The following is a 24,460-nucleotide window of genomic DNA, read 5'->3' on the forward strand; positions in this document are numbered from 1 at the left end:
TACCCAGACCCTCAGCGTCACCAAACGTCAGTTGCATGGATCACTCCTCAACGTAGCTGTGTAGTGTCGCGCATCTGGGGGCGTTGTTCAGAGGTTCCTTAGAGAAACACGCCGCTGCCGACGCGCCCCGGTTGCAGCTGGTGGCTGACGCGCATGCGTTGCACGATGGCGGCGCACTCCTGGCGCGACACCGCGTGGTCGGTGATCTGGATGAAGTCGGAGTGGTCCATGCCATGACGATAGCAACCTCGATTCACACGCATGTAGACCGCTCTGCCGCGCCACATCGCGCATGCAAGGGCGTCGGTTCGATGCAGGGGTTCGATGCAAGCTGCTGGCCTTGCAGGCTTCGCTCGTAAGCAGGGCGCGTGGATGCCACGGCCGAGCATGGAAACGCCGCGTGGCGCTGCGCCTGTCGATGACGATGCTGCGTGCTGACAAGGCGCTGTGTGTGGCTGCCGCGCGTACAAGATCGCAAAGAAAAACCCCGCCGAAGCGGGGTTTTTCATCACGCCAACCGCGAAGCGTCGATCAGAACTTGTAGTTGATCGAAGCGGCTAGTATGTCGCCGCGCACCTGGTAATCGCCGGCCAGCGTGTTGCCGGTGGCGGTGGTGCGGTTGGTGGTCGGGTCGCTGGTGAACAGGTGCGTGTAGCCGAAGTTGTACTCGGCCTTGTCCGACGGACGCCAGCTCAGACCCAGCGAGAGCCACTTGCGGCTCGCATCCGGCACGCGCACGTCGCGGTGCTCGGCGGTGGTCGGGGTCTGGTCGTACGCGACACCGCCACGCAGGGTTAGACTCTCGCTCATGCGGTAGTCGGCACCGATCGAGGCGAAGGTGGTGTCGCGGTAGGAGAAGTCCAGCACGCTGTCGGGCTGATTGGAAGCAAAATCCACCGTCACCTGATCGAACTTGCTCCAGGCGGTGCGGGTGACGTCGGCCATCACCGACCACTGTTCATTGATGTTGTGGGTGAAGCTGGCGGTGGCGCTGGCCGGCAAGGTCACAGTGGCGCGGCCCTTGGTGTCGACGAAGGTGCCCGGCGCGGCGAAGGCCAGCACGCTGGCGGCATTACCCGGCGTGGTGAAGTCGGCGTCGCCGTTGGTGATCTTGTGTTCCACTTCCGAGCGGTAGCTGAAGCCGATGTGGGTGTTCTCGTCGATGCTGAACAAGCCACCCAGGGTGAAGCCCACTTCGGTGCTGTTGCCCTTGATGCGCGAGTAGCCATCGGCGTTGCCCGGGGCGAAGCCAGGCGCGCCGCGCGCGGCCAGAATGCTGCCGAAATCGACTGCGTTGGCCAGATCGATATCCAGACGCTCGGCGAACACCGAGGCGCCGAAGGACACGTACGGGTTCACGTCGTAAGAAAACGCAACGTTGAAGTCGAGCGCCCGCAGTTCGGTCTTGGTGCCGTGGTAACGGCCGGCCCAATCGCGGTCGTAGTCGGTCTTGAAGCCGAACGGGACGGTCAGCGAGGTACCCAGGTGCATGTTGTCGTTCTCACCGAACGGCAGGTGGAAGTATGCAGCCGGCACCGCTGCGATCATGCCGGCGTCGCCGCCATTGCCGCCGGAGATCGGCGCACCGTTGGCATACGTGGCGCGGTCGCCCTGGAATTTGGCCGAAAAGCTGATGGCGCTGACGTCGGCCTGGAACAGACGACCGTCGAGCTGGCGCATGCCGGCCGGGTTGTTGGCGATGATCGATGCGTCATCGGGGGCGCTGCCTGAACCGGCGAAGGCGCGGCCAAGACCCTTGGCGCTGTTTTCCTTCAGTTGGAATGCGGCGCCGTGGGCCTGGCCAACGGCCAGCACGCCGACAATACCAACAGCCAACAGGGTGGCGCGGCTGAGAGTGGAAGCGGTAGACATAAGTTGTTGCTCTCTGGATAAAGACTGCAGTGGTCGATACAGCGCCCGCGCCCAGCGCCAACTAGCGGCTGGAGCGCGCCGGAGACCCCCCCCGACAGACGACGCCGCAGGCAGTATACCCATCACGATTAACCGAACAATAACAAAATGAGTTTCTGCCGGCTGGACAGGTTAGGGATGGGTTCAGGAGCGTGAACCAGCTAGAGTGCCACTCCGATGTTCGTCTCTCTCCCCTCCCGCAAGAAACCCACCCCGCGCTGGGCGGTGCCGCTGCTGTTTGCCACAGTCTGGCTGGCCTATCTATGGTCGATCAGCCGGCCGGGCGAAGCGCGCAATACGCTGTGGCTGGACTGGGGCGCGCTGCCCAGCGGCGTCTCCAACCTGGGCGACTGGTGGGCCACATTGCGCGACGGCAGCGTGCTGCGGCTGTTCACTGCCTTGTTCCTGCACGCGGACTGGTCGCATCTGCTCGGCAACCTGGTGTTTCTGCTGATCTTCGGGCTGCCGGCCGAACGCATTCTCGGGCCATGGCGGCTGCTGTTGCTGTTCCTGGTCGGCGGCGCGGCCTCCAACCTGGCGGCGATCTTTGCGATCGGTACGCCGGACCGGGTGATCATCGGTGCCTCGGGCGCGGTGTCGGCGTTGATCGGTACCTATCTGGCGCTGTTTCCCGGCGCCAAGCTGGGTGTGGTATTGCCGCTGGGGGTATTTCTGGAATTCATCCGGGTGCCGGCGCCGTTGCTGATCGGCGTGTGGGCGGTGCTGCAAGTGGTGTTCGCCTACATCGGCCCGGCGTTCGGCATGGTGGCGTGGTCGGCGCATATTGCCGGTTTCGTGTTCGGCATCGTCTATGGCCTGTACGTGCACGCGGCGATCGCGCGGCGGCTGCGCAAGCGCCACGGGTTCTGACGTCGCAGTGCGTCGGGATGCTGCGGCGCGCCTATAATTGCCGCATGTCCAAGCCTCTGTACAAAGTCACCTTTCTCAATCACGGCAAGGTGTACGAGCTCTACGCCCGCCAGGTCATCGGTAGCCATCTGTGGGGTTTCAATCAGATCGGCGAGTTGGTGTTCGACGTGCACGACGGGTTGGTGGTGGATCCCACCGAAGAACGTCTGCGCGAGGAGTTCGGCAATACCAAGACGTTGCATCTGCCGATGCAGAGCATCGTGCGCATCGAAGAAGTCGAGAACAAAGGCCAGTCGGTGATCCGCGATGCCACCACCGGCGACAAGGTGGTCACGCCGTTCCCGCTGCCGACCAAGCCACGCTGATGCGGATCCTGGTGCCTGACGATTACCAGGGCGCGGTGCGTCACCTGCCCTACCTGCAGCGGTTGCACGGGCACGAGGTGCAGGTGCTGGGCGCGCTGGCCACCGATCCCAATGAGTGGGCCGAGCGGCTTGTCGAAGCCGATGCGCTGGTACTGATCCGCGAACGCACCCGCGTAGACGCCACCTTGTTGCGGCGCTTGCCGCGGCTCAAGCTGATCAGCCAGACCGGACGGGTGGGCGCGCATGTGGACGTGGCCGCATGCACAGAGTTCGGGGTGGCGGTGGCCGAAGGCGTCGGCTCGCCGGTGGCGCCGGCCGAACTGACCTGGGCCTTGATTCTGTCGGCCAGCCGGCGTCTGGCCGAGTACCAGCGCGCGCTGCATCAGGGCCGCTGGCAGGCAACCGGCGATCCCGTGTTGGGGCGCGCGCTGCACGGGCGCAGCTTGGGCATCTGGAGTTATGGGCGGATCGGTCAGCGCGTGGCCAACTTCGGGCGTGCGTTCGGCATGCAGGTGCTGGTGTGGGGCGGCGAAGCTTCGTGCGCGCAGGCCGCGCGCGATGGCTTTGAAATCGCAGGCAGCCGTGAGGCCTTGTTCTAACGCAGCGATGTATTGTCGCTGCATCGGCGCTTGACCGCGCAGACCCGCCATCAGGTCACCGCGAAGGATCTGGCGCGGATGCGCCCCGATGCGTTGCTGGTCAATACCAGCCGCGCCGAATTGATCGCCCCGGGTGCATTGTTGGCTGCGATCGATGCCGGCCGGCCCGCGCAGGCGGCGGTGGATGTGTTCGAACGCGAACCGGTGCTGGATGCGCGCGACCCGCCACTGCAGCATCCGCGCGTGTTGGCCACGCCGCATCTGGGCTATGTGGAGCGCGATAGCTACGCGCAGTATTTCGAAGCTGCGTTCGACAATGTGCTGGCGTTCGCTGCAGGTACGCCGCGCAATCTGGTCAATCCCGAGGCGTTGGCGATTGCGCGATAGCGTTGCCAAACTGCGAATGATTCACCATCACAGCCTGGGATCAAACACTGTTGAAGTCGCGGCGATTTGGACGATCTCCCTGCGCGGAGAGGGGCTTTGAGGTCGCTTCGGTATGGTGGCTTGATGGTGCGTGCGATGGTGGTGTGCGGGTCATGCCTTCTGGCGCGGCGCAGGCAGCGACGTTTTCGCACGCGAACGTCCCAGTTGTGCGGACGCGCGGCGCCGGTGCGGCGGTTATGCTGTTGACCCCGTTGTGCGGAGCGCCGCCTTGCTGGAATTGATTCCTACCGAACTGCCGTGGCTGCTGTGCATCGCCTTCGTTGCCGGGCTGGTGGATGCAGCGGTCGGCGGTGGTGGCTTGATCCAGTTGCCGGGCTTGTTTGCGACCTTCCCGCAGCAGGCGCCGTCGCTGATGCTGGGCACCAACAAGTTCAGCGCGATGTTCGGTACCGGAGCGTCGGCGTGGCGCTATGCGCGCCATGTGCGCTTTCCTTGGCGGCCAGTGCTGTACGCGACGGTGGCGGCGTTTACGTTTTCGTTTCTGGGCGCGACGGCGGTCAGCCTGATGCCCAAGCAGGCGGTGCGTCCGCTGATCCTGGTGTTGCTGATCGCGATGTTGATCTACACGCTGATCAGGAAGGACTTCGGCGCGCTGCATCGTCCACGCCAGATCGGCCGGCGCGAGCTGGCGACCGCATTGGTGATGGGCGCGGCGATCGGTTTCTATGATGGTTTCTTCGGTCCGGGCACCGGAAGTTTTTTGATTTTCTTATTCATCCGCTTTTTCGGGCTGGATTTTCTGCGTGCCTCGGCCGCAGCCAAGGTGGTGAACTTGGCCACCAACCTAGCAGCGCTGTCGTTCTTTCTGCCCAGCGGCCAGGTGATGTTGGCGATCGGCCTTCCGATGGCGGTGGCGAACGTGGCCGGTGCGGTCGCGGGCACGCGGATGGCGCTACGCGGTGGCACACCGCTGATCCGCAAGTTGTTCCTGGTGCTGGTCATCGTGCTGATCGGCAAGATGGGGTGGGATCTGCTGCACTGATGTGACACTGATGACCACGAGCCACACTGCTCTAGCCGTTTAAAAATCCACACTCAGCGTCGCCGACAAGCTCCGCAGCGCGCCTGGATAGTTGGTGGTCTGCGTCACCGGTTGCTCGATGTAGAAATGGTTGGCGACATTGCGCAGCATCAGCGCCAGCTGATCACGACCGCCGAAGCGGTACGTCGCCGATGCATCAAAACGCGTGTAACCGGCAATGCCAGAGCTGTTGTTGAGGTCCCCTTCGCGCTCGCCCACATGCACCGCGCCGGCGCTCAAGGTCAGGCCATACAGCGGCCCGCTGGCGACGTGATAGATGCTCCACGCACTGGCGCCGACGCGCGGCACGCCGCGCAGGCGATTGCCGACCGGGATGACGCTGTCGCGGGTGACGTGCGCATCCAGATAGCCGGCACCCAGGATCAACCGCCAGTTCTGGGTGAGCTCGCCGGTGATATCCATTTCCAGGCCGCGCACGCGCTGCTGGCCGGTGACCAGTAAGAAGCCACTGTTGTCCGGATCGCTGGTGGCGACGTTGTCCTTGGTGATCTGAAATGCGGTGGTCTGCTGCACGTCGTCCCAGCGCACGCCGGCCAGCACGTCCCAACGCTCGCCGATGCTGATCTGATCCTGCACGTACAACGCGGCATAGCGCGCATCGACCTCGATTTCGCGCGCCGGCACATAGTCTCGGTGACATTCTGCACCGGGTTGAGCAGGATGCCGTCGACGGCATACCAGGCCCCTTCGAAGCCGCGAATGACGAAGGTTCCGAACGATTGCCCTGGGTGCCGCCGGGCTGCACGTTGGAGACATTGGCCACCACATCTACCAGCCGGGTGAGCTGTTGCGCGTCGATCACCGAGCGCGGCACCACCTGGATCGCCTGCGCAATACGCTGCACCGGCGTTTGCGTGCGGGTGGCGCCGGCGGCTTTTTCAGGCCGATACAAGGCGCGCTTTTCGCTGACCACGATGGCCTTGAGCAGGCTGGCGTCCTGGGCGGCGGCTGGTAATGCGGCGAACAGGGACAAGAACAACAGGTGGCCAGGCACGGACAGTGGGGTGATCGGGATCTTCAGCGGAGCGATGTGCGCACTGGCGGGCACATCCAGCTACATTGCGCAGCTGAGCATCAGCGCCTGCAGCGCAGGCAGCCCAGCTGCACTACGCGCATGCCAGTGGTACCCAGCGACTAGCCGCGCAATGCCGCCTGAATCTGCGGCCATGCATGACGCCAGTCAATGCGCTCCTGCTCAAGCCGCGGCGCGGCGCCGAAGTGTCCGCTGCGCAATCGCGCATAAAACAGCTGCTCGTCCGGCGTCAGCGCGGCGAGCCGGTGGGCACGATGTTGTCTGGGTTCGTGCCCCCACATGGCGCGCGGCGTGGCGAGCAGCGTGGCCTGGTCCATCAGCAGCGCCACGGTCTGCGGTGCATGCGTGCGCAGTCGGTGCAGGATCGCCAGCCCATGCGTATCGATGTCGCCCCAATAGAACAACGGCAGCGTGCGTAGCCACTCGATGTTGCGCACGTAGTCGACGGCATACCCGCGCGCCATCAGCAGCGCCGTGCCCGGCAACGTTTCGCAGGCCAGGCCGGTGTCGAGATTTTCGACAATCAGCACGCGATCGATCGGCAACCGCAGCGCGGCCAGTTGTTCGATCGGCACGGTCAGATCGTCCAGGCCGCCGAGCTGCCGGCGCAGCGCCGGGTCCAGCGGTCGCAGGCGTACCCGATCCGGTGCACCGCGCAGGCCGGAGAGGCTGTCGAAGCTGCGCGGCTCGGTGATTCCACGCAGCCCGCCCAGCCAGTCGGCGATGATGCCGCGACGTGTGTGCACCCATTTGCTGTCGATGCCGGCAATGGGAAGCTGGCGCAGGAACAGGCCGCTATCGCGGTGTCGATGCAGCCAGTCGACCACGGCGACTAGCCGGTCGATATCGGCCGGCGTGCTGTCGGCAAGCAGATCGAACTGGCGCCGCAAGCGCGCAGCCAATCCCGCAGCCTCTGGCCAGTGCGCCTGCAACCTGGCGCAACGCGCGCTGGCGCGTTGCCAACGGTCGTGCTCTTGCAGTACCGCTGCCGCGTCGGCCGGCGTCTGGACCACCCAGGTCTGCGGCAGCCGTTGCGGCCCCAGCTGCGACCACTGCACATCGCGGTACTCCACCCGCCCCGGCACTTGGACGCGCTGCCAGGCGCGTAGCCAGGCGCCGAAGGCATCGAACCGGGCGCTGGCCTGCGCCTGGGTCGGTGGCTGCAGGGCGATGGGCCTGGGCGCCGATGCACCGATCAACCAGTCGCCACGCTGGCGTTGCCATTGCCCGCGCAGTGCCTGAAGCGCGGCAGCCGGCAACAGCATGCCATCGGCGCGTGCCATCAGCTCAGTCCTGCTCGTCCGCCGCAACGGTATTGGCCGCTGCTCTGCGGGTGCGCTCGGGCAACTTGAGCCTGCGCGACTGTTCGTCGTATTCGATCAGCAACACGCCCGAATCGTGCCGCCCGCTGATCTCCACAAAGCAGGCGCCACCGATGAACGGCTCCAGCGTCATGACCGATTTCAACGGCGTGGCCACCACCATCTGGAAGCCGAAGTTCTCGAAGATGTTCATCGCCAGCGCAGTGAATTCGTTGTCGGCCTTGTCGAAGGCTTCGTCCAGCACCACGGCGCAGTAACGCGGCAGTTCGCCGTCATCGCCGCCGCGCTCGCCTTCGTCATCGATGATGCGTTCGCGAAATTGCCGGTTGAGCTGTTCGAAATCGTCGCGTACGCGGCGGAAGTCTTCGGTCAGCTCGTCGGCCAGCGCGATGACCTGCCGGGTGCGCTCAAGCGCGCGCTTGCCGTCCAGCGAGGCGACCTTGCCGGCCGACACCCGCGCGATTTCTGCATCGATGCGATCGCGCTCGTCGCGCAGGGCCGACAACCGCGCATCCGGGTTGGTCTCGGTCAACGCCGCAAGCTGGGCAAGTTGCTGCATCACCAAGGCCAGGCGGCTCTCGGTGGCGGCACCACGCGCATGCTCCAGGCCATCGGCGAAGCGAATCGCCTGCATGGCCTGGTTGGAGAGCTCGTATTGCTCCTGCTGCGCGCCCTCGGGCAGACCTCGTTCCAGCCAGCCTTGGGTCAACCAATGCGCCACATAGGCCTGCGCGGTGCGCGGCAGGTCGCGTGAGAGCTGATCGACATTGAGCTCGTCGAGCAGACGTTGCAGACGCGCGTGCAACACCGCTGCCGGCAAGCGCCGCTCGCTGTCCAGCAACAGCGTTTGCAGCAGGCCAATCACCTCGGGCGCCTGGTCGGCGGCGAGCAGTTTCCACAGCGGCCGCTCGCGCAAGCTGCGATAGCGGGCAATGCGTGCGCGGTGTTTCATGCCGGTGCTTGGTAGCCTAAATCGAGTGCCAGACGTCGGACTCCATCGACGAAGGCATGGAAGCTGGGCGAGCGACTTCCTTCTTGGTGCAAGCAGTCCGCCATCAGTCGTGCTCCACTGCGTTTCTGAAACTCGGGAATGAGCCTCTTCAGTTCTGCAGATGGCTTGTTCCAAGTGTCTGGCTGTGAAAATCTCTTGTGCAACGCTGGAGTATCCAACTTGGAGCTGGGAAACGCCGACGCCAATGCGCTCAGATCAGCGATATACCAACTTTCCAGCTCTTGGCACACCAACCTCACCAAGGTGTCTGGGCGTCCCAAGCCGGCGCAGACCTGGACCAGACGCGTTTTCAGCGCCAGACAATCTCCGTTGTCGTTGTCACGCACCACGACAAATCGATCTCCAGGCACGCGCCAGGCTTTTAGTTTTGTGCGCAGGCTGCGCTCCAGATCGCTCTTACCGTCGTGGGGCACACATTGAAAATGGCGTCCATCCTGCCATCCCGGGAACAGACGCGGTAACAAGCCATCCAGCAGGATTTTCATGGAGGGCTCTTCTAGCAGGAAGATGAGACGCCCCTGCATCAGGCCACATCCCGGTTCAGACCCTCAAACAGACCTTGCTTCCACAGATAGCCGGGCAAGTCGCCTGCTTCGAACAATGCGCGAAGATTGTCCGAATCGCTGGCGCGCGTGATGTTGGTGAATCCCTTCTCCTTACGCAGGCAGTAGATCTCATCCAGCGTCAGTGCATTGAGGAAATCAGGTGAATGCGTGGAAATGAAGACCTGCCCGCCACGCCTGGCGTAATCGCGGAACTCTTCCGCCAGCTCCGGCAACAACTCGGGATAGAGCTGATTCTCGGGCTCTTCGACTGCAAGCAACGGGTACGGTTTGGGGTCGTTGAGAAGCACCAAATAGGCAAACATCTTGATAGTGCCATCCGAGACGTACCTGGCAATGAACGGGTCCTTGAAACTTCCATCCTGAAAACGCAGGATCAAGCGCCCATCCAGGGTCTGCTGCGGTTGCACCACGGAAACACCAGGCACGCGGCGATTCATCGCATGCAACACACGATCGAAACGATCCCGGTGGTTTTCGTAGAGAAAATTGGCGACCAGGGCCAGGTTGTCCCCGCGCGTGGACAAGTGCTCGGCAAAGCCTTCTTCCTGGCTTGGCCTGGCTTCGGATACGTGGAAATCAGAGATGTGCCAGTTCTCGATCATCAGGCGAAAGGCGCTGGCCGCCTTGAAGCGCTCGAACTGGCCCAGGCCCTTGATCGCCAGAATATCCGGGGCATCGAGCTCCTGCTCTTCGCGGGTAAGCTCTTCGTCTTTTTTGGAGAATTCCTCTTCATTGGTGATCGCGTAACCTTTACCGTGCGCGAAATCCAGAAAGCGAAACGGTGCGCCATAGCTGCCGCGCTTGTAGCGCAAGACTTCGCGCTCGATCTCCACACGCGTGCCGGTGCCCGGTGCGATTTTCAGCACATAGGTCACCAGACGCTCTTTGCCGGTGATCTCCAAGCGGAATTGCATGGTGAATTCGATGGGCTCGTGCGCAAACCCCCTGCTTGCAACTTCCTTGTAACCGCCGCGCTTTGCGATCGCCTTGCCCACATTCATCGACAACGCGTCTTTGAGGAAAGAGAACACGTCAAATAACGTGGACTTTCCGGTTCCGTTCGCTCCGACCAGCACACAGAGCCTGGGCACATGCGTCAGTTTGGCTTTACGGAACAGCCTGAAATTCTTGATGTCGATCGATTCAATCTGCATGGGTTCCCTGCGACGGTCGTCCGCCAGCGTATAGGGGATCAATCTACCAGCCAATCACGCAAGGCATGCCTCAACGCTTGCCGCCCACTTCGATGAACTGCAGGAATTCGGCGCGGGTACGCGCATCTTCGCGGAAGCTGCCCAGCATCTTGGAGGTCACCATGCTGACGCCGCGCTTGTGGATGCCGCGGGTGGTCATGCATTCGTGCGCGCCTTCCACTACCACACCGACGCCGCGCGGTTGCAGCACGTCCTGGATGCACTGGGCGATCTGGGCGGTCATCTTTTCCTGCACCTGGAAGCGGCGCGCGTAGCTTTCTACCACGCGGGCCAGCTTGCTGATGCCAACGACCTTGTCGCGCGGCAGGTAGCCCACGTGCACCTTGCCGATGATCGGTGCCATGTGGTGTTCGCAATGGCTTTCGTAGGAGATGTCGCGCAGCACGATCAGCTCGTCGTAGCCGGCCACTTCTTCGAAGGTGCGCTCCAGATATTCGCGCGGTTCTTCGCGGTAGCCGCTGAACCAGTCGCCGTAGGCTTCGGCAACCCGGCGCGGGGTGTCCAGCAGGCCATCGCGGGCCGGGTCCTCGCCTGCCCAACGCAGCAGGGTGCGCAAGGCCTCTTCGGCCTGGGCCTGGGTGACGGAAGAATCGGGATGGTCGGACTGGCTCATGCGCAGGTGCACCCAAAGGGGGAAAGCATGGTACCCGAGGACGGGGGTGGCCACCCCGGTTGCGGTTGCGGTTGCTGTGGCGGTTGCTGTTGCGGATTCAGTGACTATTGATTCATTGTTGAATTGATGGCGTCTTATTTATTATGACCAATAGTGTTCTTTCCCCCACCTACCCAGCTCAGTTCCGGCCTGCTGGTCGCCGCCCGCCAATGGGAGCGGCTGGCCGACCAGGCGTTCGAGGAATTCGGGCTGTCCAGCGCCTGCACCGGGCCGTTACTGATGATCGGCCGCTCCGGCGTAGGCATCCGCCAGGTGGCATTGGCCCAGCAACTGCAGCGCCTGGGCTGGTCACGACACGGTGCTGCAACGGCGACATCACCCGCGCAGGTTGAAGCTGCGCTGGGAGAACCTGCTGCGCGTTCACGCATGCAATCTTTGTTGCTGCAACGCCTGGGCTGGTCACGACCCGAGGTAGCCGATGCGCCTGCATCTGCCAGCACCACCGGCCATATCGGTTTCGGCATGGCCGGGTTTTCGGCCCTGAGCGCAGGTCTGGCGCTGATGGCGTATTGCGTGCTGTGGATCGGCATCGGTTGGGAAGGTGGCGGCAACGGCGCGCTGATGGCTGCAGTGACCGCCGCGTTCTTTGCCGCACAGGACGACCCTGCGCCGCGCATGCTTTCGTTTCTGACCTGGGCGGTAGTGGCCAGCGTGGTCGCCGGCATCTGTCTGTTCGGCATCTTCCCGGCCATCCACGATTTGCCGATGCCGATGCCGATGCCGATGTTGCTGCCGATCGGCGCATTGTTGCATCGCCCCAAGACCACGCGGATCGCGCTGGCGCTGATGGTGCATCTCACCGCGCGATTGAGTCTGCAGAACACTTACAACCCCGATATCCAGAGCTTCGTCAACGCCGCAGTGGCGATGGTGTTGTGCATTGGATTTACGGTGGTGCTGAGGCGGCTGTTTCATAAGGAAACAGCTCAAACAGCCCGCGCCAACGCATCACCGCCTGCGCTGATCCATCGCCGCTTCGTGGTCCAGCCAATTGCTGCCCTTGTTGGTCAGAAAGACCATGTACACCATCAACGACACCGCAATCACCGCCGTGGCGTAAATCACGAACTCGCTCACATGGCCGGTCTTCAATGAGGCCTGATACAGCAACGGCGCAGTGCCACCGAATGCCGAATTCGCCAATGCATAACCCAGACCGACGCCCAGCGCGCGCACATGGGTCGGGAACAATTCCGCCTTCACCACCGCGTTGATCGAGGTGTAGCCGGTCAGGATCACAAAGCCCACGGTGAGGATTGCGAATGCGGTCAGCCAGTCGGTCTGCTTGGGCAGCTCCATCACCAGGAACCAGGTATAGAGCACGCCGCCGATGCCGAAGAACACCAGCAGACTCTTGCGCCCGACGATGTCCGACAACCAACCGCCAACCGGCTGCATCAACATCAGCACCGTCAGCGCGACCAGGTTGATGATGGTGCCGGCCATGACGTCGCCACCGGCGAACGCGGTCTGGATCATCTTCGGACCGGTCACCGAATAGGTGTAGAACGCGATCGTGCCGCCGCCGGTGATCAAAAAGCACAACAACAGCGGACGCCACTGATTGACGAACAGCTCGCGCATCGAGCCGGAGGCCTTGGCCTTACCGGTGCGCGCACCGGCGATGGATTCGGAGCTCAGCGACTCGTCCATGCTCTGACGCAGCCAGAACACCACCAGCGCGCCGATACCGCCCAGGCCGAATGCCACGCGCCAGCCCCATTCGGACACCTGCGGCGCATCGAAGAAATGCAGCATCACCAGCAACGTGGTCTGCGCCAGCACATGCCCGCCAACCAGCGTGACGTAATGGAACGAAGACAGAAACCCGCGTCGGCCAGGAATCGCCGCCTCGGACATATAGGTTGCGCTGGTGCCGTACTCGCCACCGGTCGCAAAGCCCTGCACTAGGCGTGCCAGCAGCAGGATGATCGGCGCGGCGATGCCGATCGTGGAGACCGTCGGCGTGATCGCAATGACGAACGAGCACACCGCCATCATCGACACCGAGATGGTCAGTGCCAGACGGCGGCCGTAGCGGTCGGCGAAGCGGCCGAAGTACCACGCACCGATCGGGCGCATCAAGAAGGTCATCGCAAAAATCGCCCACACGAACATCGTGGGGTTCTTGTATTCCTTGGAGAAGAACTGCGATTCGAAATAGACCGCAAACACCGAGTAGACGTAGACGTCGTACCACTCGACCAGATTGCCGGCCGAGCCCTTGAGCGTGTTGGACACCGAGCGGCGAAGGCTACCGGCGGCTGCGCCAGAACCGGCGGCGATCGGGGCCGTTGGGGGTGCGCTCATGCAATCACAACCTTGTGGGTGGGACACCCGGCAGTCTAGGTACGTGGTTGTGTGACGCATGTAGACATGTCTGCGCAGATACACGCCGCGTCACCGGCATCACTGGCAGCCGCTTCAGCTGGCTTTCGGCGTCGGCGCAGCGAGCGATTCGCTATACAGGCCCGACCGATCGAAACAACATGCACGCCGCTTGCCGGCAGCCAACCTGTCGCAGGCGGTGGCGATGCGCTTGACCCGCGTATCGGCTTTTTTGCCGGAGACGACCCAGAAGATCCAGTCGCGCCTCGCCACCGCGGTGATGTCGTCCCAGGTCGCATGCGCGGCTGGATGGGCAGCGAGCGCGGCCAGTAAATCGTCCGGCACCGGCGGCTCGGGCTCCACTTCCACCGGCGCGATCTCCAGCGGTACCGTCTGCCCGACGGCGACCCCGGCGGCCCGCTGCAGCATCTGATCGACCTTGAGCCAGTGCCCGCCCTGCCCGTCCGGTTGCAAGGTCGCCTGCAGCGGATGCCCGGCGAACGTGCCGGCGACTGTGACCATGCTGCGCGTCGGCAATTTGTGACTTGCAACGACGGGCAACAGCACACACAACCAGGACGCATCGGCAGGTACTGCTGGTTCCAGAAGCGTTGCCTTGAAGCGGATGGTGGCGGCGACCTTGACCATGCAGCGGACCATAGCACCGAGATGCCGGGCGTACTCGCCGGGTAGAGCGCACGGCGGCACGCTTGCATCCGCGCCATCCCTGTCGAAACGCTGGCGGTTATTGTCGAGACCGCATTGGAGACCGATCAATGACTAGGGCAGCACCTGTTTGAGCGTATCGATAAACGCACGCAGGCCCGGAGGAATCTGCCGATGCCCGGGGTAATACAGCACCAGCCCTGGAATCGCCGGGCACCACTGCTCCAGCACGCGCACCAGCGTGCCGCGCGCCAGGGCAGACATCGCCGCGTGTTCGGGCACATAGGCGATGCCAAGGCCGGCTTCGGCGGCTTCGCTCATCATCAGAATCTGGTCCAGCGTCAGCCGCCCCGGCACATCGACCACCACCTCCTGACCGCGCCGCTCGAACTCCCAGCGATACAGCCTGCCGCTGGGCATGCGATGCCGGATGCAGGCGTGGCGATGCAGATCGTCCGGCGTGTCCGGGCAGCCGGCACGCTGCAGATACGCAGGTGCGGCCACCGCGATGAAACGCGTTTGCCCGCCAAAGGGAACCGCCATCATGTCCTGCGGCACCGACTCGCTCAGGCGAATGCCGGCATCGAAACCGGCCGCCACGATGTCTACCAGGCGCCCTTCGCTCACCAGGTCCACCGAGAGTGCCAGATACCGCGCCAGCACCTGCGGCACCACCTGCTGCAACAACAGCCGCACCACCACTTCAGGCGCGTTGATGCGCACCGTGCCGGTGGGCCCGCTGCGGAAGGCTTTCAGTTCGCTCAGCGCATGCTCGACGTCCTGCAGCGCCGGCACCAACTTTGCGTACAGGCGCTCGCCTGCTTCGGTCAGCGAGACGCTGCGCGTGGTCCGATGCAGCAGGCGCAGGCCGAGGTTGCGTTCCAACGCGCTGATCAGGTGGCTGAGCGAGGACGGCGCCAAGCCCATCTCGGTTGCCGCACGTCGGAAGCTGCGGTGGACCGCCACACTGGTGAACGCGGCCAGATCATTGAACGTCGGCTTGGGCATTGGTGGCCATTTTACATCAACTCATTCGAATTCTATGGCATAGACCCATCAATTCCGCGCGCCTATGGTGGTTTTCCCTTCTCCACGCACAGGCGACTCCCATGTCCAGGACCTGGCTCATCACAGGTGCATCCTCCGGCTTCGGCCGCGGCTTGGTCGAAACATTGCTGGCGCGCGGAGACCGCGTGGCGGCTACCGTACGGCAGGCGAATGCGCACGGCGACGCACTGACCGTGTTCCAGATGGATGTGCGCGATAGCGCAGCGGTGCGCGAGGTCGTCAATCAGGTATTCCTGACCCTGGGCAGGATCGACGTGCTGATCAGCAACGCCGGCTACGGCACGCTCGGTGCCGCCGAAGCCGCCACCGACGCACAGGTGCGCGCGGTCATCGACACCAACCTCATCGGCTCCATCACGCTGATCCAGGCCGCGCTGCCGCACTTGCGTCGTCAAGGTGGCGGGCACGTGGTGCAGGTATCATCCGAAGGTGGCCAGATCGCCTATCCCGGTTTCAGCCTGTATCACGCCAGCAAATGGGGCATCGAAGGTTTTGTCGAAGCCGCCGCGCAGGAAGTGGCCGGCTTCGGAATCCACTTCACCCTGGCCGAACCCGGCCCGGCACGCACCAACTTCGGCGCCGCGCTGGTCAGGACCGACATTCCCTCCGACTATGCCGGCACGCCGGTCGACGCGCTTATCCGCGGGTTGGACGATGGCAGCTGGGTCATCGTCGGCGACCCGCAGCGCATGGTTGCCGCAATGATCGCCTGCACCGAGCAATCGCCTCCGCCCTTTCGCCTGGTCATGGGCGGAGCGGCGTACCACGCGATCCGCAACGCCCTGACCGCGCGGCTGGCAGCGCTCGAAGACCAGCTTGACATTGCGTTTTCCACCGACAACCCGGCTGCCGCCGGATGATGGCAACACCGCTACAGCGAGCGTGTTCTGCGGTAGCGCCAGCGCCTATCCGCAGCTAGCGCCTCACCCTTCACGGCCCCCATGCCGCCGGCCTTTCCAGAATGTCGGCCGCTCAAGGCCGCCACGGTCCGGGAACAGGGGTCGGATGCATGACATGGATCATCCTGGCCACAGTCATCACCACGCTGGTGATGGAGTGCTACTGCTCAACTTCGCCACGCCCGAGAAAAAGCTCGAGCACATTCCGAGCCATTGCTACGACGTGTCCGACCCGCAGTTCAAGCGCGAGATGTCGGTGTTGCTGGGGCCGGCATCCTGCCCGGCAACAAGATCCAGGTGCTGCACAACGGCCACCGGATCTTTCCGGCGATGCTGGCCACCATCGGCAGCGCGCAGCGCGCCATCACCTTCGAAACCGATATCCACTGGTCGGGCGGGATCGGCCGCGACTTCAGCCAGGCGCTGTTCGATCGCGCGCGCGCCCGGGTGAAGGTGCGCGTCACCATCGACTGGGCGGCAGCTTGAAGAGGGACAACGCGTTGTTCGATGACATGCCCGACGCCGGCGTGCAAGTACATTGCCGTCCCTGAAAACCCCCAACCACCCAACCACCGCAACGCCTTGATCCCTCGCCAGACGTGCCAGAACGGCCAGTTTTCGCTACGCTGAGGGCTGATTTCTGGCGATTTGCACCCACGCGTACACGCCGTCCTGCTGCCGAGCACCTGCCTGCCGAGGCGTTGCTTCGTTCGCGCCTGGAAAAACCAGATCGAGCTGCGCCATCCGTTGGCGCAACGCTATCGCCGGCAGGGCTTGGCGCTTGAATGGGATGTTTCAGGGACGGCTATCTCTACAAGATGCTGCGGTATCGATCATCGGCGCGCTCGGTGAGAATGCGTGCATTAGGTAGAGAGCTCACCATGCCCCCCTCCCGCAGCCTGCTCCGCGATCTGTCCCTGCCTGCGATTGCTGCAGGCTTTGTCACGGTCCTTGTGGGCTTTGCCAGTTCTGCGGTGATCGTGTTCGAGGCGGCACGCCATCTGGGGGCGGATCAGGCGCAGATCGCCTCGTGGATGTGGGCGCTCGGGATCGGCATGGGGGTGACATGTATCGGTTTGTCGCTGCGCTACCGGGTGCCGGTGGTGACGGCGTGGTCTACGCCGGGTGCGGCGATGTTGATCGGCAGTGCCGCCGGCGTGCCGTTGCGTGAGGCGGTCGGTGCCTTCGTGGTGGCTGCAGTGCTTGGAATGGTTGCCGGCTTCTCGGGGGTGTTCGAACTGGCGATCCGGCGCATTCCGATCTCGCTGGCATCGGGCATGTTGGCCGGGGTGTTGTTGCGCTTCGGGCTGGATCTGTTTGTGGCGATGCAGACGCAGGTGCTGCTGGCGCTGCCAATGTTGGCGACCTATTTCGTTGGACTGCGCTGGTTTGCACGGTATGCGGTAATTGCGACGTTGCTGGTCGGCATCGCGATTGCGGCCGGTGGCGGGCTACTGCACTGGAATGCGGTGCAGCTGGAATTGGCCCATCCGGTGCTGGTGGTGCCGACGCTGTCGTGGGCGGCGTTGTTCGGGCTGGCGATTCCCTTGTTCGTGGTCACCATGGCCTCGCAGAACGTGCCGGGTGTGGCGGTGATCCGTGCCTCCGGCTACACGGTGCCGATCTCGCCGACGATCGGCTGGATCGGTGTGGTCAATACGCTGTTGGCGCCGTTCGGCGGGTTTGCCTTGAACCTGGCGGCGATCACTGCGGCGATCTGCATGGGCCGCGAGGCGCACGAGGATCCGGCGCGGCGTTATGTGGCTGCGGTCAGTGCCGGCGTGTTCTATGTGGTGATCGGTTTGTTTGGCGCGACCGTGGCGGCGGTGTTTGCGGCTTTTCCGCGCGAGTTGGTGATGGCCATCGCCGGGATCGCGTTGTTGGGCACGATCGCAAACAGCCTGGCGGCAGCATTGCGGCCGGACAGCGAGCGCGAGGCGGCGCTGATCACCTTTCTGGTGACCGCATCCGGGCTGACACTGGGCGGGATCGGTGCCTCGTTCTGGGGCCTGGTGGCCGGGACGATTACCTTGTTGGTGTGGTGACCGCGGGGTTAGGCGCGCCACACCATCCCGTTGTCGGCCGCGCTTATTCGGAATCGCGTAACTGCAGCAGCCAGTGCGCGGTGACGCCGCTAGGGCTGGGCATCGGTTCGAGATGGAATTGGCGGTAGACCGGTGCGCCACCGGGCGCGCGCAGCGGCAAGGTGACGTAGGCGGCGCGGCCTTGCCGCAGCGCGTCTTCGAGGAGTTCCACCTTGGACTGGGCGGCATCGCTGGCCAGCAGGGTCAGTGCGTCGCAACCGATCAGGTCGGCCACTTCGGTCTGGATGAGCTCTGCAAAGGCCGGGTTGACGAACATCAGCCGATGCGCGGCCGTGGTGGCGCCGCGCTCGATGATGGCCACCCCGTCGCGCAGTCGCGACAGCGAGGCTTCGAGCAAGCTGAAATCCTGCTGGAAGCGCTTGCGCTCCATCAGTTCGATCAACACGCGCAGGCTGCGCGCCAATTCCAGGTGCAGCGGCGACCAGCGCCGCGCGCGGCCGCGCACGGTTTCCTGCCAGAGCTCGAAGCTCTTGCGGGGCCACAGCCGTGAGTTGGGGATGTCCGGCAGTTTGGCCAGCTGCGGGTTGCCGGCCCATTTGACCTGCTGTACCTGCTCGCGGCGGGTCCACAGCAGAGCGCTGCGCGACTGCGGCATTAGCGGTACGAAGATGAAACCGGCCGCCAGCGGGGCGAGATCGGCCAGTTCCGGGAACACATCGCCGATCGCGTCCACATGCAGGGCGCCGACGGCATCTTCGCGCAGCGCCTCGTGGTGTTCGGACTCGATGTGCTCGCGGATGCGGCGCAGCGCGGCGGTATCGGGAGTGCTGCCGTGGCGGCTGATTTCCTGGCCATGAAAGATCGCCACGCCGTCGGCATCGACCACGTCCATCAGGTCCGGCGCCATGTCGGCGAGCAGCTCCACGGTCATCTGCTCGGCGTCGTTGAAGTCGGTGATCAACTTTTCGCGCACGGTGAGCAGCACCGATTCCAGATGCGCGCGCGACACCGCCTGCAAGGCGCCGATGCGCCCTGCAAGCGCGCGGGTCACTGCATCGGTGACATCGCGCATGGCGTGGTTGGTGAAGTGCGGGCTGTAGTGATGGCAGGCGATCAGCCCCCACAGCGTGTCGTTGACGACGATCGAAGACACCAGCGTGGCGCTCACGCCCATGTTGCCCAGGTATTCCAGATGCACCGGCGAGACGCTGCGCAGGCTGACATCGCTCAGATCCACCGGGGTGCCCAGGCGCGGATGCAAGGTGGGCTCGATCGGCGACGGCTGATAGACGACCTCGGCGATCTGGCGGACGCGGTTGCGCAGGTACAGCGCGCGCGCCTGCGCAGGGATATCGGTGGCCGGGTAATGCATGCCGAGATAGGCGTCCAGATCGGGTTGGCGGGCTTCGGCGATGACGTCGCCGTTCCACTCGTCGTCGAAGCGGTAAATCATCACCCGGTCGAAGCCGATCATGCTGCGCAGGCCCTTGGCGGCGCGCACCGTGGCTTCGGCGATGCCGGGATCGCGCTCGATGCTGCGCAACAGCGGCAACGCTTCGCGCAAGGTAACGTCGATCAGGCGGGCGTCGCGCGGTTCGATTTCGACCAGCCATTGCTCCGGGTACAGATGCCAGGCGGCGACCCAGGGGTGCTCGGTAGGCGTTGCCCGCTGTGGAAAACGCACCTCGGCATGCAACAGGTGCAGCGCCTGGTCGTCGACCGCGAACGGCTGCTCGCCGGGCAGTTGCAGTACTTGCGTGTAGGGCATGCCCAACAGCTCGGCCAGCGGCACGCCGAGCAATTGGGCGGCGGTGGTGCTGGCCTGCACGATGCGGCCGTCGGCCGGCTCGATCACCAACAGCACCCCGTAGGGCTGGATCAGGCCGGGGATGTGGATCGGCTCGCGAGCGCAGAGGTCCATGTTCAGGGGTTCGGTTGGTTGGTTCACGGGCGCGGCTCCGCTGCGAGACAGGTGTGGAAGTGGGCAAACATGGCCTGCGCACCGTCGATGGCGGCGGCGCGTGCGCAAGGCGTGTCGAGATGGTGGTTGAGCACCGCCTGGAAGCGGCGCCAGCCGGCCGGGTCGTCGTCGGCCAGTTCGAAATAGCGCAAGGCAGTGGCAAGACCGGGCTGCTGTTTGCGCAGGCTGCGCGCGATCATCCGGCCCCCCAGTTGCGAGCCTTCGACGACGTACAACATGCCCCAGCGGGCGGATTCGTGATCGACGACGGGTAATGCAACGGGCGCATCCGGTTGCTGGCCGAGCGTGCGCAGATCTTCGCGCAAGGCGGGCACGCGGCGGCGATACTGCCAGCCGGTTCCAGCCACGGTACTGAGCCAATCGCGCAGTTGCGCTTCGAAGCCGGCCAGCAGTGCATGGTGCCGGCGCAGGATCAGCGCATAGGCATTGTGATCGACGCGGCCCTGCCCCAATGCCTGCATCAGCGGGATCGCTTCGACCAGGCAATGGACGCGCTGGGTGGCATCGCGCAGCACGAACGCGGCCGATGGCGGAACTGCCAAGGCGTCGGAAGACATAGGGACTCAAGGCGGTGCCGCGGCACGAAGGACACCAGCCTAGCAGCGCGTGCGCAAATCAGATAAAGCGGGCGCGAGCGCAACGTGAATCTGTTGACATTATCGCTGCGCTGCCGGCGCAATCCCGGCGCGCCGCCCTGCCCGCTTCCAGGCCATGACCCAGCCTGCAGCAAGCAGGATACCGGCCAGCAACCAGGGCGCACCGGGCAGATGCAACGGGGCGCCGCTGCCGATAAACCAGGCGAACACGTTGGCGAACAACAACGGACCGGCGATGCCGGCCAAGCTGATCAGACTGGTCAACGCGCCCTGCACGCGGCCTTGCGCATCGGCGCCGACCTCGCGGGTGATCAGAGCCTGCGCCGCCGGTGCGGCGATTGCCCACAACGCGCTGATCGGCACGCCGATCAGAAACGCGGTGCCGCTATCGGCCAGCCCGTAGATGACGAAGCCGATCACCCCGCAGCCCAGGCCCAGCAGCAGCGCGCGACGTTCGCCCAGCCAGCGCACCAGCCGGCCGACCAGCAGCGCATTGACGATGATGCTGCACACGCCCACGCCGGCCAGCACCCAGCTCACTTCGCGCGGGCCCCAGCGATATTGGTAACCGGCGAACAGCACGAAGATGCTGGGATAGACGTAATGCGCCAGGTTGGCCAGAAACACCACCGAAGCTAGGCCCAATACCTGCGGGTAGCGGCGCAGCAACTTGAGCGCGCCGAGCGGATTGGCGTGCGACCAATCCAGCCGCGCGGTGCGGCGTTCGATGGGCAGCGATTCGGGCAGCACACACCAGCCGTACAACACGTTCAATAGCGCCAGCCCTGCGGCAAACCAGAACGGCCAGCGCAGGCCGATGCTGCCCAGCCAGCCGCCGATCAACGGGCCGGCGACAAAGCCAATGCCGAACGCGGCGCCAAGCATGCCGAATGCGGCGGCGCGTTTGTCGGCGGGCGTGACATCGGCGATGTAGGCGTTGGCGGTGGAAAAGCTGGCCGAGCACACGCCGGAGATCACCCGCGCCAGCAGCAGCATCGGCATGGAATGCGCGAGCGCCATCAAGATGAAATCCAGGCCCAGGCCCAGGCACGAGAGCAGGATCACCGGGCGGCGGCCGTAGCGGTCTGACAAGGCGCCCTGCAGCGGCGAGCAGACGAACTGGATGGTGGCGAACAGGAAGCCGAACCAACCGATCCAGCCGGCGGCCACGGCGTAGTCGCCGCTGGTGAATTGGCGCACCAGATCCGGCAACACCGGAATGATCACGCCGAACGACAGCACGTCGATCAGCACGGTGATGAAGATGAAGATCAGCGCAGCGCCGGCCCGTGGCGGGGGCGGAATGTGGAGAGAGAGACATCGCGCGGCGCAGAGGGGCGAAGCGGCGAGTGTAGCGGTGGATTGGCTGGTGGGTGTACGTACACCCGCATCGGCCCTTCGGGCACCGTCTCCCGATGGGAGAAGGGAGTCTTGGCTGCCGCTCCATCTGTCCTGGAAGGCAGCGCGGGGGCTGTGCGCGATCCGGGACGATTCTTGCGGTTACTCGACGCTGATGGTCTGGGTCAGCGTGTGGCTGGCGCCGGGGGCGAGTTCGATCACGTCCGGGCCGGCGTTGGCCGCTTCCAGGCAGACATAGTCGCGCCAGCCTTCGCCAACGTCGGCCATCTTGGCGGCTGCGGCTTCGCCTGGGTTCCAGGCCACCAGTGAGCGGCTGCCTTTGGTGGCGATGACGATGCGGCGGCCGAGTACGGGCTCGGTCAGGGTGTAGTGGCCGCCGGCGTTGGTGTAGATGCGGTCGCTGCGGCCGGGATCGCGTGGGTCGCGCAGGCTCCAGTCGCCTTGCTGACGGTGGGCAGTGGCGTAGTTTTCGTATTTGTCGAGATAGTCCAGCCCGTCCAGGCCCTGCACGCTGACCTTGAGCGCGTCGCCGACGCGAAAATAGTTGTGCAGCGCCTGGGTGAAACGCACCGGGGCCTGGCTCGTGTTGTCGGTGATCAGGCTTTGTTCCAGGGTGCGGCCGATGCGTAACGTCATGCGCAGGCGCAGCGCCAGATCGTCGAAGGTGGGCGGGGTCAGCGTGAGCACCAGGGTGCCGTCGTCTTCGCGGCGGCTGTCGGTCAGCTGCCACGGCACGGTGCGCACGAAGCCGTGCGCGGGCACCTCGCCGGTCTGGTCCTGGCGGCCGAAATACGGCCAGCACACCGGGGCGCCGCCGCGGATCGGGGTCGGCGGTTGCTTGGCGGTGGGCGACAGCCACATCACGTCCTGCCCGCCTTTGGGCACGAACGACAGCAGCTGGCCGCCGAACAGGCTGATGACCGCAGTGGAAAACGGGGTGTCGATCAACAACGAGGGGAAGCCGTGGAAGTGGCCTGTACGCAGGCCGGTGAGGTCGGACATGGGGGAGGCCTTCTGGACGATGGGGGATTGGGCGACGGCGGGATAGGCGGCAGGCAGCTTGAACGCGGTGGCGCGGATGGCGGCGGCGCCGGTGAGCGGCGGGGCGGCGCGCAGGGCGGTGAGGATGCGCTGGCCGGGGCGGCCGTCGGCCGGTTGCAGGCCCAGGCGGGTCTGCTCGACCTGGATGGCGCGTCGGGTGGCGCTGCCGATCATGCCGTCGGCCTCGCCGATCAGGTGCCCGCGGGCGAGCAGCAACTGCTGCAGTTCGCGGCGCTCCTGGCGACTCAGGCCGGGGTCGTCGGTGGGCCAGGCAGCGACCAGGCCGGGGCCACCGCGCAGGCGGTCGGCGAGCAAGGCGATCGACAGTGCGTAGCTTTCCGAGGCGTTGTAGGCATAGATCGCGTCGTAGTTGCGAAACACCAGAAATGCCGGGCCGGTCGGGCCGGCCGGCAGCAGCAGGGCGGCCGTTGTTTCGGCGGGCAAGCCAATCGGCGCCAACGGCTTGCCATCGGCGCCGAGCAGACCGGCGTTGCGCCAGGTCTGCAGCGGTTGGCGCCGGGTACGACCGGCCTTGCTGGCATCCAAGCCGGCGGGCAGCCGTACTTCCATGCCCCAGGGACGGGCGCGCTCCCAGCCGGCCTTGACCAGATAGTTAGCGGTGGAGGCTAGCGCGTCGGGAATGCTGGCGACCAGATCGCGGCGGCCATCGCCATCGCCATCCACCGCAATGCGGGCGTAAGTCGAGGGCATGAACTGGGTCTGCCCGAACGCGCCGGCCCAGGAGCCGGTCAAGCCATCAGGTGACAGATCGCCTTGCTGCAGCAGGCTGAGCAAGGCGAGGAATTCGCCACGGAAGAACGGCTGGCGGCGGCCCGCGCACGACAGCGTGGCCAGCGAGACCAGCAGCGGGCGCTTGCCGGTGACGCGGCCGTAGTCGCTCTCCACGCCCCACACCGCCACGATGGTGGCCGGGTCCACGTCAGTCTGTTCGGACAGGCGGGTGAGCAATTCGCGATGGGTGACCAGCATGGCCTGACCGTCGCGCACGCGCTGGCTGTCGACCAGACTGGCGAGATAATCCCAGATCGGGGTGGTGAATTCTGGCTGGGCATCGAGCAGCGGCAACACGCTGGGATCGGGCGCCAGGCCTGCGGTGAAGCGCTGGAAGCTGGCCGCCTCTACCCCCTTGGCGGCGGCCTGGGTCTGCAGGCCGGCCAGGCAGCGGTCGAAGGCCGGATCGGCGCAGGCGACCAATGGCAGCAGTACCAGCAGCCCAGGCAAGACGCGCCGGGTCGGCGTCATGGCGCGGTGGCCGGCGTGTGGACGGACGTCATGCGGTGGAGCGCTCCTGTGGAGTCGACGGCATCCGACGCGTGCCAGATGCTGATGCTGCGCGTGGATGCCGGAGTCTCGAACTGGCTCGCTTGGCGCACACGCTGACGGTGCTCAGTTGTGCTTTGGA

19 protein-coding genes and 6 pseudogenes are annotated in these 24,460 nt (G+C 64.8%); 10 read left to right on the plus strand and 15 right to left on the minus strand.

Annotation, left to right across the window (positions count from 1 at the left end; all coding sequences use genetic code 11):
• Positions 1-104 precede the first annotated feature (104 nt).
• Positions 105-230: pseudogene (locus XpopCFBP1817_RS08525) on the minus strand (2OG-Fe(II) oxygenase); the annotation flags it as partial.
• Positions 231-531: 301 nt separating this feature from the next.
• A complete protein-coding gene (locus tag XpopCFBP1817_RS08530) occupies positions 532-1,872 on the minus strand; it encodes an outer membrane protein transport protein (protein ID WP_128416795.1) in 1,341 nt (446 codons plus the stop codon).
• A 216-nt stretch (positions 1,873-2,088) separates the two neighbouring features.
• Between XpopCFBP1817_RS08530 and XpopCFBP1817_RS08535 the strand changes: the two genes are divergently transcribed.
• The 4 genes and pseudogenes from XpopCFBP1817_RS08535 (at position 2,089) to XpopCFBP1817_RS08550 (ending at position 5,174) form a co-directional block, all read left to right on the plus strand.
• Positions 2,089-2,781 (plus strand): rhomboid family intramembrane serine protease, encoded by a 693-nt coding sequence (locus XpopCFBP1817_RS08535; RefSeq protein WP_128416796.1) that lies wholly within the window; start codon positions 2,089-2,091, stop codon positions 2,779-2,781.
• 44 nt (positions 2,782-2,825) lie between these two features.
• Positions 2,826-3,146, plus strand: a complete 321-nt coding sequence (locus tag XpopCFBP1817_RS08540) for a DUF1820 family protein (RefSeq protein ID WP_128416797.1) — start codon at positions 2,826-2,828, stop codon at positions 3,144-3,146.
• Positions 3,146-4,132 (plus strand): annotated as a pseudogene (locus tag XpopCFBP1817_RS08545) (D-2-hydroxyacid dehydrogenase family protein). Before XpopCFBP1817_RS08540 ends, XpopCFBP1817_RS08545 begins: the two are co-directional and overlap by 1 nt.
• 268 nt (positions 4,133-4,400) lie before the next feature.
• Positions 4,401-5,174, plus strand: coding sequence for a sulfite exporter TauE/SafE family protein (locus XpopCFBP1817_RS08550; protein WP_208619579.1), 774 nt, complete (start codon positions 4,401-4,403; stop codon positions 5,172-5,174).
• Between the two features lie 39 nt (positions 5,175-5,213).
• On the opposite strand, the gene XpopCFBP1817_RS22835 is transcribed toward XpopCFBP1817_RS08550, so the two are convergent.
• From XpopCFBP1817_RS22835 to folE, 6 genes are all read right to left on the minus strand, one after another.
• Positions 5,214-5,858 carry a TonB-dependent receptor domain-containing protein gene (locus XpopCFBP1817_RS22835; protein WP_244171115.1) on the minus strand — a complete coding sequence of 215 codons (645 nt, stop codon included), beginning with the start codon at positions 5,856-5,858 and terminating at the stop codon, positions 5,214-5,216.
• A 510-nt stretch (positions 5,859-6,368) separates the two neighbouring features.
• On the minus strand, positions 6,369-7,550 hold the full coding sequence (locus XpopCFBP1817_RS08560; RefSeq protein WP_208619580.1) for a Wadjet anti-phage system protein JetD domain-containing protein: 1,182 nt from the start codon (positions 7,548-7,550) through the stop codon (positions 6,369-6,371).
• 4 nt (positions 7,551-7,554) lie between these two features.
• Positions 7,555-8,541, minus strand: coding sequence for a DUF3375 family protein (locus XpopCFBP1817_RS08565; RefSeq protein WP_128416799.1), 987 nt, complete (start codon positions 8,539-8,541; stop codon positions 7,555-7,557).
• Positions 8,538-9,086: a DUF4276 family protein gene (locus XpopCFBP1817_RS08570; protein WP_244171116.1), complete on the minus strand. Its 549-nt coding sequence runs from the start codon at positions 9,084-9,086 to the stop codon at positions 8,538-8,540. The genes XpopCFBP1817_RS08565 and XpopCFBP1817_RS08570 overlap by 4 nt, the downstream gene beginning before the upstream one ends.
• 38 nt (positions 9,087-9,124) lie before the next feature.
• Positions 9,125-10,321 carry an AAA family ATPase gene (locus XpopCFBP1817_RS08575; protein WP_104592706.1) on the minus strand — a complete coding sequence of 399 codons (1,197 nt, stop codon included), beginning with the start codon at positions 10,319-10,321 and terminating at the stop codon, positions 9,125-9,127.
• Between the two features lie 70 nt (positions 10,322-10,391).
• Positions 10,392-10,994 carry a GTP cyclohydrolase I FolE gene (gene folE / locus XpopCFBP1817_RS08580; protein ID WP_128416801.1) on the minus strand — a complete coding sequence of 201 codons (603 nt, stop codon included), beginning with the start codon at positions 10,992-10,994 and terminating at the stop codon, positions 10,392-10,394.
• Positions 10,995-11,144: 150 nt separating this feature from the next.
• On the opposite strand from folE, the pseudogene XpopCFBP1817_RS22840 reads away from it, so the two are divergent.
• A pseudogene (locus tag XpopCFBP1817_RS22840) lies at positions 11,145-11,327 on the plus strand (MarR family transcriptional regulator); the annotation flags it as partial.
• Positions 11,328-11,357: 30 nt separating this feature from the next.
• A pseudogene (locus XpopCFBP1817_RS08585) lies at positions 11,358-11,984 on the plus strand (FUSC family protein); the annotation flags it as partial.
• Between the two features lie 18 nt (positions 11,985-12,002).
• Here XpopCFBP1817_RS08585 and XpopCFBP1817_RS08590 read toward each other — a convergent pair.
• The 3 genes from XpopCFBP1817_RS08590 to XpopCFBP1817_RS08600 all read right to left on the minus strand — a co-directional run bounded on the left by XpopCFBP1817_RS08590 (position 12,003) and on the right by XpopCFBP1817_RS08600 (position 15,056).
• The gene (locus tag XpopCFBP1817_RS08590) at positions 12,003-13,364 is read right to left on the minus strand and encodes an MFS transporter (protein ID WP_128416802.1); all 1,362 of its coding nucleotides are present in this window, start codon (positions 13,362-13,364) and stop codon (positions 12,003-12,005) included.
• Between the two features lie 114 nt (positions 13,365-13,478).
• The gene (locus tag XpopCFBP1817_RS08595) at positions 13,479-14,030 is read right to left on the minus strand and encodes a YdeI/OmpD-associated family protein (protein WP_128416803.1); all 552 of its coding nucleotides are present in this window, start codon (positions 14,028-14,030) and stop codon (positions 13,479-13,481) included.
• A gap of 132 nt (positions 14,031-14,162) precedes the next feature.
• A complete protein-coding gene (locus tag XpopCFBP1817_RS08600) occupies positions 14,163-15,056 on the minus strand; it encodes a LysR family transcriptional regulator (protein WP_128416804.1) in 894 nt (297 codons plus the stop codon).
• A 101-nt stretch (positions 15,057-15,157) separates the two neighbouring features.
• Here XpopCFBP1817_RS08600 and XpopCFBP1817_RS08605 point away from each other — a divergent pair, with 101 nt between their 5' ends.
• The 4 genes and pseudogenes from XpopCFBP1817_RS08605 to XpopCFBP1817_RS08615 all read left to right on the plus strand — a co-directional run bounded on the left by XpopCFBP1817_RS08605 (position 15,158) and on the right by XpopCFBP1817_RS08615 (position 18,060).
• Positions 15,158-15,976: an SDR family oxidoreductase gene (locus tag XpopCFBP1817_RS08605; protein ID WP_128416805.1), complete on the plus strand. Its 819-nt coding sequence runs from the start codon at positions 15,158-15,160 to the stop codon at positions 15,974-15,976.
• A gap of 149 nt (positions 15,977-16,125) precedes the next feature.
• Positions 16,126-16,554, plus strand: a pseudogene (locus tag XpopCFBP1817_RS08610) (phospholipase D-like domain-containing protein); the annotation flags it as partial.
• 87 nt (positions 16,555-16,641) lie between these two features.
• Positions 16,642-16,834, plus strand: a pseudogene (locus XpopCFBP1817_RS23965) (hypothetical protein); the annotation flags it as partial.
• 62 nt (positions 16,835-16,896) lie between these two features.
• Positions 16,897-18,060, plus strand: coding sequence for a benzoate/H(+) symporter BenE family transporter (locus XpopCFBP1817_RS08615; protein WP_128416806.1), 1,164 nt, complete (start codon positions 16,897-16,899; stop codon positions 18,058-18,060).
• A 43-nt stretch (positions 18,061-18,103) separates the two neighbouring features.
• Here the strand turns inward: XpopCFBP1817_RS08615 and bphP are convergent, their stop codons facing one another.
• From bphP to XpopCFBP1817_RS08635, 4 genes are all read right to left on the minus strand, one after another.
• Positions 18,104-20,008, minus strand: a complete 1,905-nt coding sequence (bphP, locus tag XpopCFBP1817_RS08620; protein ID WP_128416807.1) for a bacteriophytochrome BphP — start codon at positions 20,006-20,008, stop codon at positions 18,104-18,106.
• Complete coding sequence (locus tag XpopCFBP1817_RS08625; RefSeq protein ID WP_128416808.1) at positions 20,005-20,598, minus strand: biliverdin-producing heme oxygenase; 594 nt, start codon at positions 20,596-20,598, stop codon at positions 20,005-20,007. Before XpopCFBP1817_RS08625 ends, bphP begins: the two co-directional genes overlap by 4 nt.
• A 99-nt stretch (positions 20,599-20,697) precedes the next feature.
• Positions 20,698-21,942, minus strand: a complete 1,245-nt coding sequence (locus tag XpopCFBP1817_RS08630; RefSeq protein WP_128416809.1) for a TCR/Tet family MFS transporter — start codon at positions 21,940-21,942, stop codon at positions 20,698-20,700.
• Positions 21,943-22,137: 195 nt separating this feature from the next.
• Positions 22,138-24,300: a lytic murein transglycosylase gene (locus XpopCFBP1817_RS08635; protein WP_128416810.1), complete on the minus strand. Its 2,163-nt coding sequence runs from the start codon at positions 24,298-24,300 to the stop codon at positions 22,138-22,140.
• Positions 24,301-24,460: the final 160 nt, after the last annotated feature.

Source organism: Xanthomonas populi, assembly GCF_002940065.1.
GTDB classification, from domain to species: domain Bacteria; phylum Pseudomonadota; class Gammaproteobacteria; order Xanthomonadales; family Xanthomonadaceae; genus Xanthomonas; species Xanthomonas populi.

Excerpts from the sequence above, each read along its gene's own strand:
- XpopCFBP1817_RS08530 (WP_128416795.1), bottom strand. The coding sequence starts at position 1,872 with ATGTCTACCGCTTCCACTCTCAGCCGCGCCACCCTGTTGGCTGTTGGT.
- XpopCFBP1817_RS08535 (WP_128416796.1), top strand. The coding sequence starts at position 2,089 with ATGTTCGTCTCTCTCCCCTCCCGCAAGAAACCCACCCCGCGCTGGGCG.
- XpopCFBP1817_RS08540 (WP_128416797.1), top strand. The coding sequence starts at position 2,826 with ATGTCCAAGCCTCTGTACAAAGTCACCTTTCTCAATCACGGCAAGGTG.
- XpopCFBP1817_RS08560 (WP_208619580.1), bottom strand. The coding sequence starts at position 7,550 with ATGGCACGCGCCGATGGCATGCTGTTGCCGGCTGCCGCGCTTCAGGCA.
- XpopCFBP1817_RS08565 (WP_128416799.1), bottom strand. The coding sequence starts at position 8,541 with ATGAAACACCGCGCACGCATTGCCCGCTATCGCAGCTTGCGCGAGCGG.
- XpopCFBP1817_RS08570 (WP_244171116.1), bottom strand. The coding sequence starts at position 9,086 with ATGAAAATCCTGCTGGATGGCTTGTTACCGCGTCTGTTCCCGGGATGG.
- XpopCFBP1817_RS08575 (WP_104592706.1), bottom strand. The coding sequence starts at position 10,321 with ATGCAGATTGAATCGATCGACATCAAGAATTTCAGGCTGTTCCGTAAA.
- folE (WP_128416801.1), bottom strand. The coding sequence starts at position 10,994 with ATGAGCCAGTCCGACCATCCCGATTCTTCCGTCACCCAGGCCCAGGCC.
- XpopCFBP1817_RS08590 (WP_128416802.1), bottom strand. The coding sequence starts at position 13,364 with ATGAGCGCACCCCCAACGGCCCCGATCGCCGCCGGTTCTGGCGCAGCC.
- XpopCFBP1817_RS08595 (WP_128416803.1), bottom strand. The coding sequence starts at position 14,030 with ATGGTCAAGGTCGCCGCCACCATCCGCTTCAAGGCAACGCTTCTGGAA.
- XpopCFBP1817_RS08600 (WP_128416804.1), bottom strand. The coding sequence starts at position 15,056 with ATGCCCAAGCCGACGTTCAATGATCTGGCCGCGTTCACCAGTGTGGCG.
- XpopCFBP1817_RS08605 (WP_128416805.1), top strand. The coding sequence starts at position 15,158 with ATGTCCAGGACCTGGCTCATCACAGGTGCATCCTCCGGCTTCGGCCGC.
- XpopCFBP1817_RS08615 (WP_128416806.1), top strand. The coding sequence starts at position 16,897 with ATGCCCCCCTCCCGCAGCCTGCTCCGCGATCTGTCCCTGCCTGCGATT.
- XpopCFBP1817_RS08625 (WP_128416808.1), bottom strand. The coding sequence starts at position 20,598 with ATGTCTTCCGACGCCTTGGCAGTTCCGCCATCGGCCGCGTTCGTGCTG.
- XpopCFBP1817_RS08635 (WP_128416810.1), bottom strand. The coding sequence starts at position 24,300 with ATGACGCCGACCCGGCGCGTCTTGCCTGGGCTGCTGGTACTGCTGCCA.